Here is a 16,230-nt window from a genome sequence, read left to right on the forward strand (position 1 = left end):
TACGAGCGAGATCAAGTGGCGACTCAGTTCACAGTCTGTGTCATGCTGTTTGGGTGCTTCGGCGGCCCGTGCTCTTCGGCCCGCCCTGTCCGTGCCGCCCTGATCAGGGGGAATCATGGAGAATCCACTCGAAACCGCCGGCTTGAGCTGGCTGTTCAAGGTCAGTTCCACCCGCGCCCGGCCCGACCCCGACGCCTGCCCGACCCGACTGCGCGCCCTCGTTCAGCCGCCGATCGGCCCGCCTCGCGCGCATGTCTCCGGCGCTCCGGGCACCCAGCACCCCGTCCCGCTGGAGGACTTCGGCTTCGGGCCTCTCTTTGCCGCGCTGGATCTATGGGAGCACAAGCGCTGGCACCCCGGCCGCGTAGTCGAGGAATTGCGCCAGACCCGTGGCGCGTTTCGTGGGCGCCGTGCGCCCGCGCACCCCTCTCTCATGGCGTGGACCGTTCAGGCATTCGAGCGGTACGTCGCCGCCCGCGCCCGCGAGCAGCGCACGGCCCTCGCCGCCGGTCTGCCCCTCACCGCCGCCGTCGAGCTCGACTGGACTGTGCGCACCGCGCGGTGGGAGCAGCCGGACAGCCGGGGCGCGCGGCAGTACGAGCACCGAACCTGGGGACGGCAGTACGCCTCCGCCGACGGCACGGTAAGAGATCTGTGGATCCCGTCCTTCGGCCGTGCGAAGACCGACCGCCCGGCGGCGGAGAAGGCAGCGATTGCCCAGGTCGTCGCGGAAGGCATGCCCGCTCCTCGGCGCCGCCGCCGCATGCCCCCGCCCGCGACCCCCCTGCGGAACCCCACACCGCCGGAGCTGGTGCGGGTCTTCGACTTCGGCTGTGCGGACGGCAGCGTCACCCCCCTGCTCGACTGGGGACCGGACGCCGTGCGCGCACTGTTCAGCAGGGACGCCGCACCCGCCTTCATCGCCGCCGCCACCGGCACGGGCGTACGTCCCGGGGCCGACTGCGTCGGCTGCGAGACCATCGCCCACTGCGCGGCACCGCCGCGCACCCCGCAGTTGTGGGGGCCGCCCCGTGCCGCTCCGCCGCCCCGCCCCCGGCGCCGCTCCGTCTCCGCCTGGGATCTGCGCTTGCACGGCGAGTGCCCCGCCCAGTACCACCTCGTGCGGCATCTGCGGCTCAACGACCTGACCCCCGAGAGCGAAGGCGCACGTCGTGGGCGCGTGGTGGACGCCGTGCTGAACGCGCGGCACACCCGGCCTCTCCCGGGCAGCTGCCGGGAACTCCCTCCCGCATACGCGAGTGTGCTGCCCCCCGCGCAGCCGCTGGAACAGGGCCCGGCCCGAAGCGCCCTGCGAATGCTGGACGAACACCGGGCGCTCTGCCCGCTGGACGGGCTCGAACCGTCCGAGCGGGTGCTGACACAGCACCGGGTCACCGCTTACATCCCCGAGCTGGACGTGGTTGTCCTCGCCGTGCCGGACCTGCTGCACACTCGTCGCGGACGGTGGATCTGGCGGGAGACCAAGACCGCCGCCGCGCCCCTGTGGGAAGGCCGTCCGCTGCTGCGGCAGTTCCCCCAGCTCGCCCTCGCCGTCCTGCTCTTCGACAAGCGAGCCGTCGGTGACGGGCCCCGGCGCGGCCGGATCGAGCTGGAACATCTGCGGGAGGGCGCGGGGGAGAGCCGCCTCGAAGCCGTCGACCCCGGCCGCCCCGCCACGGTGGCCGAGGCCCGTGAGGTGATCGCGGATCTGGCCGAACCCCTGCTCCGGGACACCGCGTACGAACCGCGCACCGGCCGCCACTGCCACAGCTGCCAGGTGCGCACCTGGTGCGGGCCCGGCACCGCGCACATCAGGGACACCACAGACACCGCGCCCGCCGCCGACCCGCCGCCGGACCCGGTTCGCGATCCGGCACCGGTGCGGAAGGACGTCGCGTGAACGGCCACACCGGAACGGCCCCGGACTGGTCGGCCAACCCCGATGTGGTCCTGCTCCGCGACGTCGCCACGGCCGTCGTACGGCTGGACGAAGTCGCCGAACTGGACTCCTTCGCTCTGCCCTATCCCCCCGCGGCACAGCGCGCCCTGGACCGGCTGGTCCTCGCCTGCCTGCGCGGCGGAGCACGACCCCCCGCAGGGGTGCCGGAGATGCTCCACTGGTGCCGCACCCGCCCCCTGAGACGCTGGCCCCTCGACGATCTGCCGCTGGACCTCTTCGACCGGAACAACCGTCTCATCGACCCGGACTCCGGGAAACCGACGCAGCTCTGCGGCGAGCTGGAGGTCAAGGGAGCCGGGACCAGCACCGGCCGCCAGTATGTCGAGCGGGTGATCGGCGAGGCCATGAACGCCTGCCGCGCGGCGAGCTCGCCCCAGTCGTACACGGCCTTCCGCCGGCTGCTGGTCACCCGCCCTGTCCTGACCGAGGCGGAGTGGCCCGACATCAGCACCGACCTCTACCTCGACCCGGTCCAGTTCCTCGTCGACGAGATCTACGCACCCGTCCCGGGCGGCCACGGACAGGACGGCGTGAGCGTCGCCTGCGCACGGTGTCTCACCCTCCTCACCCCCCTCGTCGGGGGCGGCTGGTGGTGTGAACGCGACCGCTGCCGGCACCTGGGTCCCCCGCCCCCCGGACGGCGGCTGCCCGTCGACGAGGTGGGGGAAATCCGGCAGCTCCGTCGCCCGCTGCGGCAGTTCGTCACCGGCCCCGGCCACGCCGAGGTGGAGCTGGAGGGGAAACTGCGCGCCCTCGGCCTCGCCGTCGAGATGTGGCCCGGCTTCGACGCGTACGACCTGAGGGTCACCTTTCCCGACGGCCACATCTGGGCGATCGACGTGAAGGACTGGACCCACCCCGGTTTCCTGGGCCGGGCCGCCACCGTCGTACGGGCCGAGCCGCCCTACGACGAGGCGTGCTGGGCCGTACCGCACTTCCGGATCCGTGAGCGCGCCGACTACTTGTTGACCTTCGCCCGGGAACGTCCCGCGCACGCCGCCGGGCTCCGCCTGCTCAGCGATGAACAGGTGGCCGGGGCCGCCCGGAAGCGCCTGCGCGGCGAGCGCGGCCCCGGTGCGCGTATCGCACCGGAGAACCCCAATGGGAAGGGAGCCGACCGTGCGTGACCGCAGCGACTGGTACCAGCGGCTGGCCAAGGACCTGAAGCCCTGGCCCCAGGAATTCCGTTCCGTCAAGCCCGCCCTGCTCTGCCAGGTCGAACTGGGCCTGCGGCTGCTGGAGACCCTGGGCCCCGGCCGGGCGGCGGACGGGGTCTGGGTGCTCCTCGGGGGCTACCCCTTCGCCTCCACCGCCGGACTGGTGAACACCCCCGGCGACCAGCTCGCCCTGATGGCGGCCCGCCACCTCCTGTGGCCCATGCGGCGACGGCGCCTGTGGCAGCAGAGCCTGGAGAGCTACCGCCGGCTTCCCGAGGAGCTTCGCGGCTACCGCGTACCGGACGGCGGCGGACCAGCTCGCCGGGTCGCCCCGCCGGTGGCCGCGCACCGCTTCGGTGTCTACGACACCGCGCTCGGCCGGATCCCGGACTTCGCGAAGAAGCCGCTTCCCCAGGCCGGGGAGGGCAGCCACCGCTTCAAGGAGCAGCGCCGGTACTCCGCTGTCACCGTCCCTGCGGAGTTCGTGCTTCCGCCCGCGCGGGGGCACGATCTCGCCGCTCCGCGCCCCGGCGGCCCCCTTGAGGTCCCCCTCGCCGAACTGGACGAGGCCGCGGCGTGGATGGACGCGGAGGAACAACGCCTCGGCAGGCGTCCCGGCCAGTGGCGGGAGCGGCTGGCCCGGCTCGAACTCGACGTCCGCACGGCCGACGGAACGGAGTTCGAGCGGGCCGAGGCCCTCCCACTGGACGGACTGACGCACCTGGTGGGCATGGTCGGAGCCGGGAAGTCCACCCTCATGACCGTGCTCGCGGTCTGGGCACAGCGGCGGAAACTGCGCATCACCCTGGTGGTCGGTGATGTCGCCGAACAGCTCAGCCTTACCCAGCTCCTCCAGGGGCTGGGGCTGCCGGCGGCGATCGTCCAGGGCGGCACCACCCGGCCCAAGCACACCCAGCGCCTGCACCGGCGGCTCGCCGCGCGTGGGGAGCGCTCCCTGCTCGACCACACCGACGGGGCCTTCGCCCACCTGAGCACCGCCTGTCCCCTCGACGGGCTGCGCGCCCTGGAGACCGCCGAGCCGCTCCGCTTCACCGACGCGCCCTGCGGTTCGCTGCATCCGGTGGACCGGCCCGCCGACGACCCCGATCAGCGCGAGGACGGGCGGGCACACACCGCCCGGGTCATCGAGGAGCTGCGGCGCGCGCGAGGGGCCCGCCCGGACGGCGGGCCCGCCGGTTCCACCGGCCCCGAGCCGGGCGAGACCGGAGACACGGAGCCCACGGGGAACCCGCACGCCTGCCCGCTGTGGAGCGCCTGCCCCCGGCACTCCTCCTCCCGCGAGCTCGTGGAGGCCCTCATCTGGGTCGCCAACCCGTCCAGCCTGGTCCAGACAGCCGTACCGCGTCAGCTCAACGCCGAGCGCCTGCGGTATCTGGAACTCGCCTGCCTGCGCAGCGACATCGTCGTCGTGGACGAGGCGGATCGCGTCCAGATGCAGCTGGACCAGATGTTCGCGCCCACGGCGACACTGGTCACCACGGGTTTCTCGGAATCCTGGCTCGACCGGCTCCAGACCCACGAGATCGCCGAACTCTCCCGGCAGGGCCGGCTGCAACTCTCCGATCAGGATGTCGAACGCTGGTCCGCCGCCCTTGATGTCGTGGGCTCCGCCGCCGATCGCCTCTACGCCATGCTCATCGGCGTTGACGGCCCTGCCCTGCGCGCCTGGGCACAGATCGACTACTTCAGCCCCTGGACCCTTCAGGAACGACTGCTCAACGCCTGGTATCCGCTCCGGGACCGGACCGCCGAGGAGGACGAGACGGCGGACGAGACCGATGTCTACGACGACGAGGAGGCCCTGCACGAATCCTCCGAGACGCCCTCCGCCCCGTCGGACACCCCCTGGGCCGTCCACCGGGACCGGCTCACCGAGGTCTTCGACACCTTCCGCGACGACCCCCTCGGCGATCGCGGGCCGTACGGCAACCTCGCCGACGATCTGGCGAGGCTGGCCCACGACGTTCTGCACACACTTGACGAGAAGCGGACTCGCGGGCGGGTGCGCGCCCTGCTCGACACCCTGCTCGACGGCGCACCGAAGCCCGGCGAACGTCCCCCGCTTCGCGGCGCTGCGCCCTGCAAGGACACCGAATTCGGCGAGGAGTGGCTCGACCGCAATGCGGAACGGCTGGAGTTCACCCTGATCCTCGCCGCCCTGCATCAGCGGCTCGACCGGGTGACCTTCCTGTGGCCTCAGGTGGAGGCCGCCCTGCGGCTCGATCCCGGAGAACACGAGCTGACCAGACGACCGCCCCTGGACTACGCGCCCTTGCTGCCCGAGTCCCCCATGGGCAATGTCCTCGGCTTCCAATTCCTCCTCGACGAGCGCGACGGCCCGGAGGGACGGCGCACGGGCACCCTCCGCTTCTTCCGGTGCGCGGGGGTGGGCCGTGAACTCCTGCTCTCCCTGCCCCGGCTGGGCGCCGACCCCGATCGCGGGACAGGCGGCCCGAACGTTCTGCTCATGTCCGGCACGAGCTGGGCGGGAACCTCCACCCGGGCCCATGTGGTCGCGCCCGTCCGGGCTGTGCTCAAGCCACAGCCGGACGCACTGCGCTCGATCGGTGAGACCGTCTTCCGTACCGAGTTCATGTACGACCCGGCAGGACAACCCATCCGGATCTCCGGGCAGAAGGCGGAGAACCGCGACAGTGCACTGCGCATGCTCGTGGAAAAGCTGGCGCGGCCCCACCGGGACCGCACCCTCAGCCCGCTCCAGTACGAACTGGCCCAGATCCCCGACCCGCGCCGCAGGCGAGCCCTGCTGCTCGTCGGCAGCTACCGCGAGGCGGCGGTGGTGGCCGAGGTGCTGTCGGAGATGTCCGCCTGGCGGGACCGGGTCCGCGTGCTCGCCGCCGACGACGCCGCACTGGAGGCATCCCTCGCCTCGGAGGCGCCTGCCGGGGGCTCCACGACGGCGCCCGCGGTGCGCCGCGGCGACCTCGCCGCCTTCGCCGACGACCACCGTGCCCAGATCCTGATCGCGCCCCTGCTCGCGGTCGAACGCGGGCACAACATCCTCACCGTTCCCCAGCTGCCCGGAGAGGAACGGGTGGCCGCTTTCGGCACGGTGCTCTTCCTCGTCCGCCCCCACCCCCGCCCGGACGACCTCTTCCTCTCCGTCTTCGCGGTCAACGACTGGGCGACGCGCTTCACCCGGAACCACCCCGGCCTGGCCGAGGGCACCTTCGCCGAACTCGTCGGCGACGGAACCGATCTCGACGGAGCGGGCAGCGCCTTCCGCACGGCCGCGCGCGGGGTGTGGCGCCGTCTGCTCTCCCGCCCCTATGTCTACTCCAGGCTCTCCGAACCGGAGCAGGAGTCCTTCGCGTGGGACCAGCTGGTCACCCTCTGGCAGGTCATCGGCCGTCTGGTCCGCGGTGGGGTTCCGGCCCGGGTCGTCTTCGTCGACGCCGCCTTCGCCCCCCGGCTCGCGGCGGCGGGGGCCGACGCGTCCGCCGTCCGCCGCCCGCGCCGGCCGAGCGATCCCGGGCTGCTGGTCCGCCTGCGTGACGTCCTGGCCCCCTACTTCACCGAGGACCCCGGAGTCTGTGCCGATCCCGCCGATCCGTCCTTGGTCAGGCTGCTCTACCGGCCGCTGTACGACGCCCTCTGCGGGATCGGGTCCGCACCGGACAGCGGGCCCTGATCCGCACCGCCGGTCCGCCGGAACCCGCCCCCGGCGGCCCCGACGCGCCGCCGTCCGGACCGTGGCGCGCGGCCATCCGCCCACCACCGCACAGACCATCAGGAGTTATGCCGTGTACCGAGAGATCCGCAGATCCGCCTACCACCTCGCCGACCCCGCGGCCCCCTGGACGGAGGACTACCGGGCCCTCCGCTTCCCGGAACACTGGCAGGGCGCGCTCTTGGCGCTCCACAACCACGGCCGCCCGGAGGACGAGTGGCGGCGGACCCTGCCCACCCGGAACCTCGACACGGCGCTGCAGACACTCGCGCCCGAGGTGATCGTGCGCCCGCGCGCCCGCCCGCCCGTCGGTGAGGGCCCGATGCCGCCCGAGGACTTCTGGATGTACCTGCCCGCGGACGCGCCCGACCCCTTGCCCGGCCGGGCGGGCACCCAGGTGCTCAACGCCTGGCTCCGCACCCTCGTGCCCCGGCGGTCCGAGCACGATCCACAGCTGCGTGCGCTCCTGCTGGAGTGCGGTGACGAGCTGGCGGGAACCCCACTGAGCTGGGAGGACGTACCGGGTGTGGACCTCCTCGGCACGCCTTGCACCGACGGTGGGACGGCCGCGCCGGAACCCCGTCAGTTCCAGCTCGCCACCGACGCGCTCGCCCGCCGCATCCGATGCCTCGATCCCTATCCCTTCGAAGGGGGCGAACTGCGCTTCCGGGCCTTGCCCCGCGGCCCCCGAGACCAAGGGGCGGAGCTCATGTCGCAACCCCTGAGCCGCCCCATCAAGCGCAAGGAGTGGTGGTTCTCGATCACCCTCAACATTTCGCTGCACACCACCCCCTTCGACCTGCGGCCCCGGCTGCACCTGCACTGGGGCGTACGCCGCTGGGCCACCCACACCAGGTCGGACACCGGGCGGCTGCCACTGCCGTACGGCCAGTCCACCACGGTCCATCTCCGACCCAAGATCCCCTGGCTGACCGGGGTGCCGGCGACCGAACGCGGCGCCCTGGCACGGCTGCGCCGCGACCGTGCCTCAGGCGGTTTCACCTGGGCAGAGAACGATCCCGCCGGCATTCTGAGCCGGCTCAGTGTGGCCGGACGGTTCCCGGACCCCGACCGGCTCCTCACCGCCCCGGCCGACTGGATCGGCGACGGCCCCGGTGTCCGGGCCGCCGTCGTCCACAGCAACGAGATGGGCGGGCACGAGGTCGGCCCCGGACTCATGCCCCATCAGCGATCCCAGCTCACCGCCTGGGCGGAGGCGGCGCTCCCCGAGAGTGTGATCCGTCTGCCCGACCTGGTGCGCGGCCGGGGCAAGGGCATCGGAGCCCCGGCCAATCGGCGCCCTAAGCCAGTGGGCGAACCGGCGAAGAAGGCTGAGGAAGCACGCGCCGCACTGGCCCGCCGCTGCGCGCTCGCGATCCTCGCCGACCGCACCGGCCTCACCTCGGAACCGGATGCCGAGCGGGCGCGTGTGACCGTCCGGCTGCTCTGGCGCACGGCGGAACTGCGCCGTCACGCGATCCGGGAGTTCGCCAGGACACTGGGTCTCGACGGCGACGGCGGGGCGCACGCCCTGCCGGACCAGATCTTCGACGACGCCCGTCCGGGCCGCCCTGCGGTCCTCGAATGGCACACCCCCGAGCTGGTGGTGCGGCTGCGGTGCCTCCCGCTCACCGACGGGCTCGGGGACCGGCTCGCCCTCGACCCCACCGTCAACCGCAAGGGGGAGCGAGTGGCCCGCGCCCTGACCGTACGCCGCCGGGACCTGAGCGGCTGGCTCCGCACGGACGGTGCCGACCCGGACCGTCCCGGCCTCGCCTTGGTCGAGATCGCTCACCGCAGCACCTTCCGGGAGGCCGACACCGACCCCAAGTTCGCCAATCGCCTGGGATGCGCCGACGCGGGAGTGCTGACCCAGTTCGTCGTCACGCCGTCCACGGAACGGCGGATCGCCAATGCTGACACCGTCGAGCACCGGGCCCACCAGGCATGGCTGGACGGCTTCCGCCAGCTCGGTCTCCGTGTCCTGCCCGAACACACTCTCGGCGGTGATCTCCCCGACGGTCTTCGGTACGCGGCTCTCTGGATGGTCAAGCGGCGCAAGGACGGTCCCACCCGGCTGGCCAGGCACCTGCCGGTCGCGGTGCTCGTCACTCCGCTCCCCGAAGGCGGCGGACTCTGCGCCGTCCGCGGATGGGACGACGACACCCGCACCTGGATCCCCTACCCGCATTTCCTGCTGGGGCTGGTGAAGAAGGCGGAGATCGACCCGTCCGCCCCGGACGGGCCCGTTCCCGACGCGCCCGGCTCCGGCGGGACAGCCGACGAGGCGCCGCGCATCACCGCGCAGGCGCGACGGACCAATCTCTCCGAGCAGCGCAAGGACACCGCGCGCTTCCTCCAGCGCATGCTGCACTCCCTCCGCCACCACCCGACCGTACTTCTCACCCATGCGCAGAACAGCAGGTCACACTGGCCCTGGCTGCAGGACGGGCAGGTCGAGCGGGACACCATCAGAGTGGGTCACGCCCCGCCGGGCGGCATTGACGACGAGCTCCGCCTGGTCCGGGTGCGCGGGCGGGGCAGCCGTGAGACGGCTCAGTGGTGGGGTCTGGCCGAGCCCGGCAAGCCGCACGGCCAGCCGGCTGGCTTCTGGGCGGTTCCCTCGCCTGCAGGTGAACGCCGCGACCCCGATGAGCGGGTGTTCCACAGCACCACGGAGCGCCCCGGGACCTTCGCGATCTCGCCGGCACTCGACCGGCTCGCCGCACGGGTCAACGCCGCGGGAAACCTCACCTCCCAGGCGGGCACCGGAGCCTGGAATCCGACGCTGGTCGAGATCGCGGTGCTCGGCTGCCACGTGGAGCGGGATGCCGAGTTGTCGTCACCTTCCGTGCTCGACGAGCCCGAGGCCATCGCCCTCGCGACGCACCAGCTGCGCATGGCCCCCGACTACCCGGTCGCCCTCTCTCTCCCGCTTCCCCTGCACCTCGCCGAACTTGCTCAGGCGTATGTCCTTCCCACCGTCACGGCGGGGGAGCCGGAGACGGCGGATGCGGAGACCGCGCCGGAGCCTCTGGACGAGAGGGCCGAAAGCCCTGTGGACGACCCGGACCCGGATATTGCAGGCATCCCCGGCCCGGCCGTATCCGGGTCCGGGGCGCACGACCGGCCGGCACTGCTCTGATTCAGGTCGATGCGGTCCAGCGCCACCCGCGGCCTGCCGGGGCGGGCCGGGAACTCTCCCGACCCGCCCCGACCAAGGCCACTCACGCCCCGCCCCCGCCCGGTTCGGCCTCACCGTTCCGGACGAAGACGGCCCGCCCTACTCGAATTCGGAGAACAGGGCCGACTCACGGGCGAGTTCGGCCGCCGGCCGGACCGGCTTCCAGACCCGGCCGTGCCATGAGGTCGAAGCCGCGCCGGGGATCCGGCGGGCATCGTGCCGCCGGGAGGAGACCGTTCCCCGGGCGCAGCGCCTCGGTGCCGCCCGGCCGGCCCGGTGTTCGATGTGAGTTCGATTCATTTACTTTCCCCTTGTCTTGAGTTTCCGCTGCTCAATCACCGGTGAGCCTTTCTCCTGTATTCGACATCAGCCGAAATGTTCGAACGACTCGACCGGTGAATCCCTGTTCCGCCGTCGTGGCCGGGGTGGAGTGATCGAAGAGTGGCAGACCGAGTCCGGCGCGGCCAAGTTTCCTGCGTTAGTCGAACGTTAACAACCCGTCATCGGGCCATGTCATGCTTTCCGTCTCAGCGTTTGCGGGTCCGCTGCAGACGGAGAAGAGAGTGAGGAAACATGGAGTTTCGGTTACTGGGTCCGGTGACGGTCCTCCGGAACGGCCGGGCCGTGAGCATGAGATCGCGCAAGGTCTCCGAACTGCTCGCTGTACTCTTGGTTTCCGCGGGGCATCGCGCTTCTCACGCCGAGATCATGCGATATCTGTGGCCGGGTGAACCTTCGAACCAGAATCGAATTCGGCAGAACTTTCATCAGCTTCGGCTGTCCGTGCCGGAGATTTGCCGCGAGAGCAATGAGCGAGGGTTCTGCCGGATTCACATCCTGCCGCGCAGCCTCGATCACCTGCGCTTCCGTGAATTGCTGCGAGCCGCGGACGAGACACGTGACTCCTCGGTACGGCTGGGGTATCTCCGTGACGCGCTCGGCGAGTGGCTGGGGCGTCCGTTCGAAGGAATGCCGGGAGCCGCGTTCGAGCGGAAGCGACATGACCTCACGGAAGAGCTGCAAGAGGCCACCATCGCCTGTGTCCTGGCGGAACTGGAGTGCGCTCAGCCACGGGCGGCGCTCGACCGGGCCGACTCCGGACTGAACCGCTGGCCGACAAACGCGGAGTTGCTCGAACTCAAGGTGCGCGCACTCCGTGCACTCGGCAGACAGGACGAGATCCCGCCGCTCCTGACCGACTGGGAGCGGGAATGCGGGCGCCCCACCGCTCATCTACTGCTCGCGGACACCGTGTGGGAGTGCGCCGAGGGGAGTTCCGCCCCCCTCCGGGTGGCGGCCCCTCCGAGGCCACGCCAGCTTCCCCTCGGGCCGGTCGGACTGGTGGGACGCCGGGGCCAGCGAGCCCGGATGACGGAGGTCCTTCTGGGGCGTGTCCGCGGACGGTCCCGGCTGGCCGCGATCTCAGGAATGCCCGGCATCGGGAAAACCGCGCTCGCCGTCGAGGTCGCGGTGGCGCTCGATCAGTACTTCGCCGACGGCATCCTCCACGTCGACCTCGGCGGGGTCGCCCCCGCAGGTCTGCTGCGCCACGAGCACGTGCTCGCCCGGCTGCTGAACGACCTCGGCGTGCGCCCCGCGACGCCGACCCTGGACGGGATGGTGGCCGCGTACCGCACCGCGCTCGCGGACCGCGCGGTCCTGCTGATCCTGGACAACGCGCTGGACGAGGAGCACGTCCGTCCACTGCTCCCCCCGGCCGGACCCAGCGCGGCCGTTGTCACCGGCCGTCGTCATCTGGACGGCCTGGAGATTCGGTGGAGCGGCGAGCTCATTGCTCTCGAACCACTGGACCGGGCCGACGCCACCGAACTCCTGCGCATGCGGCTCGGTGACGACCGCATGCGCACGGCCGCTCCCTTCCTCGCCGACATCGTGGAGCACTGTTCGGGACTCCCGCTGGCCCTCGGCATCATGGCCGCGAGGATCACGCGACGTTCCGCGAGGGCGATGTCGGACATGGTCCGTGAGCTCCGGACGGAGAGCACCCGGCTGCGCTCACTCGACCTGGGTTCCGAGGATCTGAGCGTCCGCCTCTCGCTCGACGCGTCCCATCGGCAGCTCTCCGCACCGGCGTCGCGACTGCTCCGCAGGCTGGCGATCCATCCGGGCCCGACGATCAGCTACCCGGCGCTGCGGGCCATCGATCCCGAGGACGAGACCCATGCGAGTGAAGCCACCGACGAGCTGCGGCGGATGAGCCTGCTGGCCGAGCCCGTACAGGAGCGCTACGCCCTGCACGATTTGGTCCGGGTCCATGCCGAGGCGCTGGCCGACGAGTGGACAGCGGCCGAGCGGATCCGTGTGGTGAAACGCGTACTGCACTTCCTGCTCCAGCACGCCCGGGCCTGCGATCGCCGGCTGGAGCCGGGGCGCCGGCTGCCGATCGAGGGGCCCGGCGCCCTCAGGGTCACGGTCCCGGCCGACGCGGCGGGGGCGATGAAGTGGTTCGAGACGGAGTACTCGACCCTGACCGCCGCCGTCGGACTGGCCCAGCGCCACGGCCTCGACCGCTACACCTGGTTGCTGTCGATGACCCTTGTGACCTTCCAGTGGCGGTCCGACCGCCATCCGGACGCCCTCGCCGGCCTTGCCCGTGCCCTTCCGGCGGCGAAGCGGGAGTCAGGCCCGGCCGATGTCGCCATGGTGCACCGGATGCTCGCGGGCACGCACCGGGCCGCCGGACATGTCCAGGACGCTGTGCGGGAGTTGAACAGCGCGGTACGGATCAGCGACGACGACGGCGACATCCTGGGAGCGGCTCTGGGGCGCCACGCCCTCGGGGTGCTGCTCAGGGAGAGCGGTGCTCCCGGAGACGCGCTGAAGCACTTCGACGCCGCCCTGTCGGCGTTCGAGGAACTCGACGACGTCCTCGGCCAAGGGGCCGTTCTGAACGGCATGGGCAGCGCGCGGTACGACCTTGGACACCATGACGAGGCGGCGGAGCACTGCCTGCGGTCTCTGACCCTGCTGGAGGGCACGGGTGACGTCAACGGGCAGGCCCATGCGCGCTTCAGCCTGGGCCGCATCCGGATGGCACGGGCGGATCCGGAGAGCGCGGTCGCCGAGTTGGTGCGTGCCCGCGTGCTGTACCGGTCACTGACCTATGGGAGCAGGGAGGCCAGGACACTCGTCTGGCTCGCGAAGGCGCTCCGCGCCGCTGGACGGGTCACCGAGTCGGCTGAGGCGATGGGGCAGGCCCGATCCGTACTGAGGCGGGTGGGCGAGACGGACATCGACGTTGCTCTGGACCGGCTCGCCCACCTTCCCTGACCGGCTCCGGTCCCCGACGGACGCACGATCCGGTCGGCTCCCGTCTCTTCCCCCCCGGTCGTCCGATCGAAATGCCCGGGTGCCAGGACTTCTTGCCGGCACCGCACGGAGGCAACCTCGTGATCAGTTCCGCTGATCGCGGGGTCTGCCCCCTGCCGTGAAGCTCCCAGACAGGGACTCCAACTCGCACACACGGCTCCCTCCGGAACACGTTCCCGCGCCACGATTCACTCGAAGCGGACATCTCCACTCGCGGCGGACATCCGGCTTCGATCGGTGAGCTGTGTTGTCTGTCGCCCGGGTTATCCCAGCAGATGGGCGTTCACCGAGCTCGCCTGCTCCGCCAGAGCCGGGAGTTCGACCACGGCGACACCCTGGGCCACGAGAATCTCCACACCGATGCAGTCGGCCACGAGCAGGTTCGGCTCGCGCCACGCGATGACCACGCGGGGGACCGACGAGAGGAGGATCAGCTGGGTGCAGGTCAGCGGGCGGGACTTGCGCTCGGAGCAGGGCTCCAGGGTGCTGTAGAGCGTGGCGTCGGCCAGGCGGGGGTCGTCCACCGGGAGCTTGGCCAGGGCCGATTCCTCCGCGTGGACGTGGGCGTCGGTCTCGCGGGAATAGCCGCGGGCCAGTTCCTCGCCGTCGGCTCCCACGATGATGGCGCCGACCGAGAATGCGCCCTCGGCCGGCGGACACGCGCGGGAGAGCGCGATGGCCCGCTCCATCCAGGTCACGTCATCGGCGTGCGTCACCCGGATCCCTCCTGCTTGGGCAGGTAGCGGAGAAGAACCACATCGCCGATCGTGGTGGATTCGGCGAGGCGCATTCGGCGGGTGGCTCCGCCGGGGTAGGCGGCCGGGTTGAGGAAACGAGGGGCGCCCGGGTCGCCGACGATCAGAGGGGCGATGGCGAGGTGGATCTCGTCGGCCAAGCCCTGGGAGAGGAAAGCGGTGTGGATCTGTCCGCCGCCCTCCACCATCAGCCGCTCTATGCCGCGGGCTCCGAGGTCGTCCAGCAGAGCACCGAAGTCGATGGCCGGGCCCGTGGAGACGACGTCCGCGAGACCGGCCAGCCGCTCGCGGAGCTTCCGCTCACCGGCATCAGTCGTGTAGGCGAGCTTCTCCCCCCCGTGGTGCCAGAACTTCAGGCCGGCGTCCAGGTCACCGCTTGCCGAGACGGTGACCTTCAGCGGGTAGGCGGGCTTTCCGGCCGCCACTCGCGCCGCGCGCCGCTCGTCTCTGTTCACCAGCAGCCGCGGGTTGTCCGATCGCATCGTGCCGGCGCCGATCAGGATGGCGTCGGACTCGGCACGCACTTGGTCGACCCGGTCGAAGTCCTCGCTGTTGCTGAGCAGAAGCCGGGTGGTGCTGGTGTCATCGATGTAGCTGTCCACGGAGGTGGCCACGCTGAGCAGGACGTGCGGGCGGGGCATTAGGGGTCTCCTTCAGTTGCTGGTTGGGAGGGAGCCTTCTCAGGTCTGGCGCAGGACAGCTTCGGTAAGAGCATTCCTGAAGTCGGTCACGCCAGGGACCGCCGGCCACCGGCCGAGTGCGCCATCGAGCCGGGCCAGCTCCCGTGAGATGCGGTCGGATCCGGTCTCCTTCGCGACAGCCAGGGCCTGAAGCCCCACGGAGGCCGCCTGCTCGGCCTCGCCCGCGAGGGCGAGGGAAACAGCTTCCCGCCCCAAGTAGACCCCGCGGTCGCGGTGGTAGCCGGCGGGCAGTCGGCTGATGGCGTCCCGGAAGCCCTCTGCCGCTCCGTGGTGGTCCCCGAGCGCGGCGAGGCTGTGCGCCCGCTGGACATCTATGTACGCGCTGTCGAGCCAGACACCCCACGGCGAGCCGGGATCCGGGTCCAATCCGGCGAGCAACTCCCGTGCGTGCTCGTACGCCCGCTGGGCCATGAACCGGTCATTCCGCAGGGCGTGACCGTGGGCCCCGTACGTGGCGGCCACCGCGGCCAGACGGCTCCTCGGCGCGGCTCGGTCCTCCGCCGCCTCGGCCACGTCCACCGCCTCGATTGGATCGTTCATGTCGCCGGCGAGCTGGCTGCGGCGAGCCAGGATGTATGTGGTCAGTTCGTCGTCGCCTGCCATGTGAGAAGCCTCCAGAGCCTCCCGCATCCAGTGCTGTGCGGCCCGAAAGTCCCCGAGGTCCTGATAGAGCCAGCCGCATAGTTCCGAATACTGGGTCTGCAATTGCAGCAGCTTTCGGCGGTCGGTTCCGCGGCGATCCGCGCGCAGTTCCTTGATGGCCGCGATCTGCTGCTGAACCGTCGGTATCACCCGCTGGGGGCCGAACAGGTTGTCATTGTCGATCAGCACTCGTCGGGTTGCCCGGAGAAGTTCGATGGGGTCGGCTCCGGAGGCGATGAGATCGGATCGTGTGGCAGGGCTCGCGGCTGCCGAGAGGTCGGAGGTCGCGGCGACGGCGGCACCGGCACCAAGCGCACCGATCAGAGCCCTTCGGGACAGGGACACGAAGACGATCCTTCCGTCATCGGAACGTACGGGGATGGACATCCCCTCCTCCGACGGTGCCTGAATGTCCGCTTCCTCTGCCAGGGCCGCAGGGTCGTTGGCCACATGGGGGCCTCGTTTGGCCACATCGGTGGGGAGGGCCTCCGGGCCCACCCCTTCGAGGATCGATGCGTGGAGCCGTACGAGCGCGCCGCTCGCGCCGAGCGAGTCGTCGTACGCCCGGACCAAGTCGGCCGATGCGGCCTGACCGCCGCGCTCGACGCGGGCCATGTAGCTGGTGTTGAAGAGGATCGATCGGCTGAGCTTGCCCAGCGATAAGCCTTGCTGTGTGCGCCGCGCCCGCATTTCGGCGCCGAGGTAGTGCTGAGGGCTTGCATGCGGTGTCAGATCGTTCGGTCGCTGCCCCACACGTCCCCCTCGCACGGCCCGCCCGGCCGTCTTCCG

9 protein-coding genes are annotated in these 16,230 nt (G+C 71.3%); 5 read left to right on the top strand and 4 right to left on the bottom strand.

The window, feature by feature from the left end:
* Positions 1-115: 115 nt before the first annotated feature.
* The 4 genes from AAFN69_RS21780 (at position 116) to AAFN69_RS21795 (ending at position 9,974) form a co-directional block, all read left to right on the top strand.
* On the top strand, positions 116-1,900 hold the full coding sequence (locus AAFN69_RS21780; RefSeq protein ID WP_347730317.1) for a PD-(D/E)XK nuclease family protein: 1,785 nt from the start codon (positions 116-118) through the stop codon (positions 1,898-1,900).
* Entirely contained in the window at positions 1,897-3,087 is a 1,191-nt protein-coding gene (locus tag AAFN69_RS21785) for a hypothetical protein (protein WP_347730318.1), read from the top strand. The genes AAFN69_RS21780 and AAFN69_RS21785 overlap by 4 nt, the downstream gene beginning before the upstream one ends.
* Positions 3,080-6,790, top strand: coding sequence for a hypothetical protein (locus tag AAFN69_RS21790; protein WP_347730319.1), 3,711 nt, complete (start codon positions 3,080-3,082; stop codon positions 6,788-6,790). Before AAFN69_RS21785 ends, AAFN69_RS21790 begins: the two co-directional genes overlap by 8 nt.
* 112 nt (positions 6,791-6,902) lie before the next feature.
* On the top strand, positions 6,903-9,974 hold the full coding sequence (locus AAFN69_RS21795; protein WP_347730320.1) for a DUF3962 domain-containing protein: 3,072 nt from the start codon (positions 6,903-6,905) through the stop codon (positions 9,972-9,974).
* A gap of 138 nt (positions 9,975-10,112) precedes the next feature.
* Here AAFN69_RS21795 and AAFN69_RS21800 read toward each other — a convergent pair whose 3' ends face one another.
* Complete coding sequence (locus tag AAFN69_RS21800; protein WP_347730321.1) at positions 10,113-10,313, bottom strand: hypothetical protein; 201 nt, start codon at positions 10,311-10,313, stop codon at positions 10,113-10,115.
* A 483-nt stretch (positions 10,314-10,796) separates the two neighbouring features.
* Between AAFN69_RS21800 and AAFN69_RS21805 the strand changes: the two genes are divergently transcribed.
* Complete coding sequence (locus tag AAFN69_RS21805; RefSeq protein ID WP_347730322.1) at positions 10,797-13,304, top strand: tetratricopeptide repeat protein; 2,508 nt, start codon at positions 10,797-10,799, stop codon at positions 13,302-13,304.
* Positions 13,305-13,606: 302 nt separating this feature from the next.
* Here the strand turns inward: AAFN69_RS21805 and AAFN69_RS21810 are convergent, their stop codons facing one another.
* The 3 genes from AAFN69_RS21810 to AAFN69_RS21820 are packed head-to-tail and all read right to left on the bottom strand — an operon-like array spanning position 13,607 to position 16,194.
* The gene (locus AAFN69_RS21810) at positions 13,607-14,059 is read right to left on the bottom strand and encodes a deaminase (RefSeq protein ID WP_347730324.1); all 453 of its coding nucleotides are present in this window, start codon (positions 14,057-14,059) and stop codon (positions 13,607-13,609) included.
* The gene (locus tag AAFN69_RS21815; protein WP_347730325.1) at positions 14,056-14,739 is read right to left on the bottom strand and encodes a dihydrofolate reductase family protein; all 684 of its coding nucleotides are present in this window, start codon (positions 14,737-14,739) and stop codon (positions 14,056-14,058) included. Before AAFN69_RS21815 ends, AAFN69_RS21810 begins: the two co-directional genes overlap by 4 nt.
* A 39-nt stretch (positions 14,740-14,778) precedes the next feature.
* Entirely contained in the window at positions 14,779-16,194 is a 1,416-nt protein-coding gene (locus tag AAFN69_RS21820) for a helix-turn-helix transcriptional regulator (RefSeq protein WP_347730326.1), read from the bottom strand.
* Positions 16,195-16,230 lie beyond the last annotated feature (36 nt).

Source organism: Streptomyces sp. CAU 1734 (assembly GCF_039888735.1).
GTDB lineage: Bacteria > Actinomycetota > Actinomycetes > Streptomycetales > Streptomycetaceae > Streptomyces.

Bases quoted from the DNA above. Each gene is read 5' to 3' on its own strand.
- AAFN69_RS21780 (WP_347730317.1), top strand. From the start codon at position 116: ATGGAGAATCCACTCGAAACCGCCGGCTTGAGCTGGCTGTTCAAGGTC.
- AAFN69_RS21800 (WP_347730321.1), bottom strand. From the start codon at position 10,313: ATGAATCGAACTCACATCGAACACCGGGCCGGCCGGGCGGCACCGAGG.
- AAFN69_RS21815 (WP_347730325.1), bottom strand. From the start codon at position 14,739: ATGCCCCGCCCGCACGTCCTGCTCAGCGTGGCCACCTCCGTGGACAGC.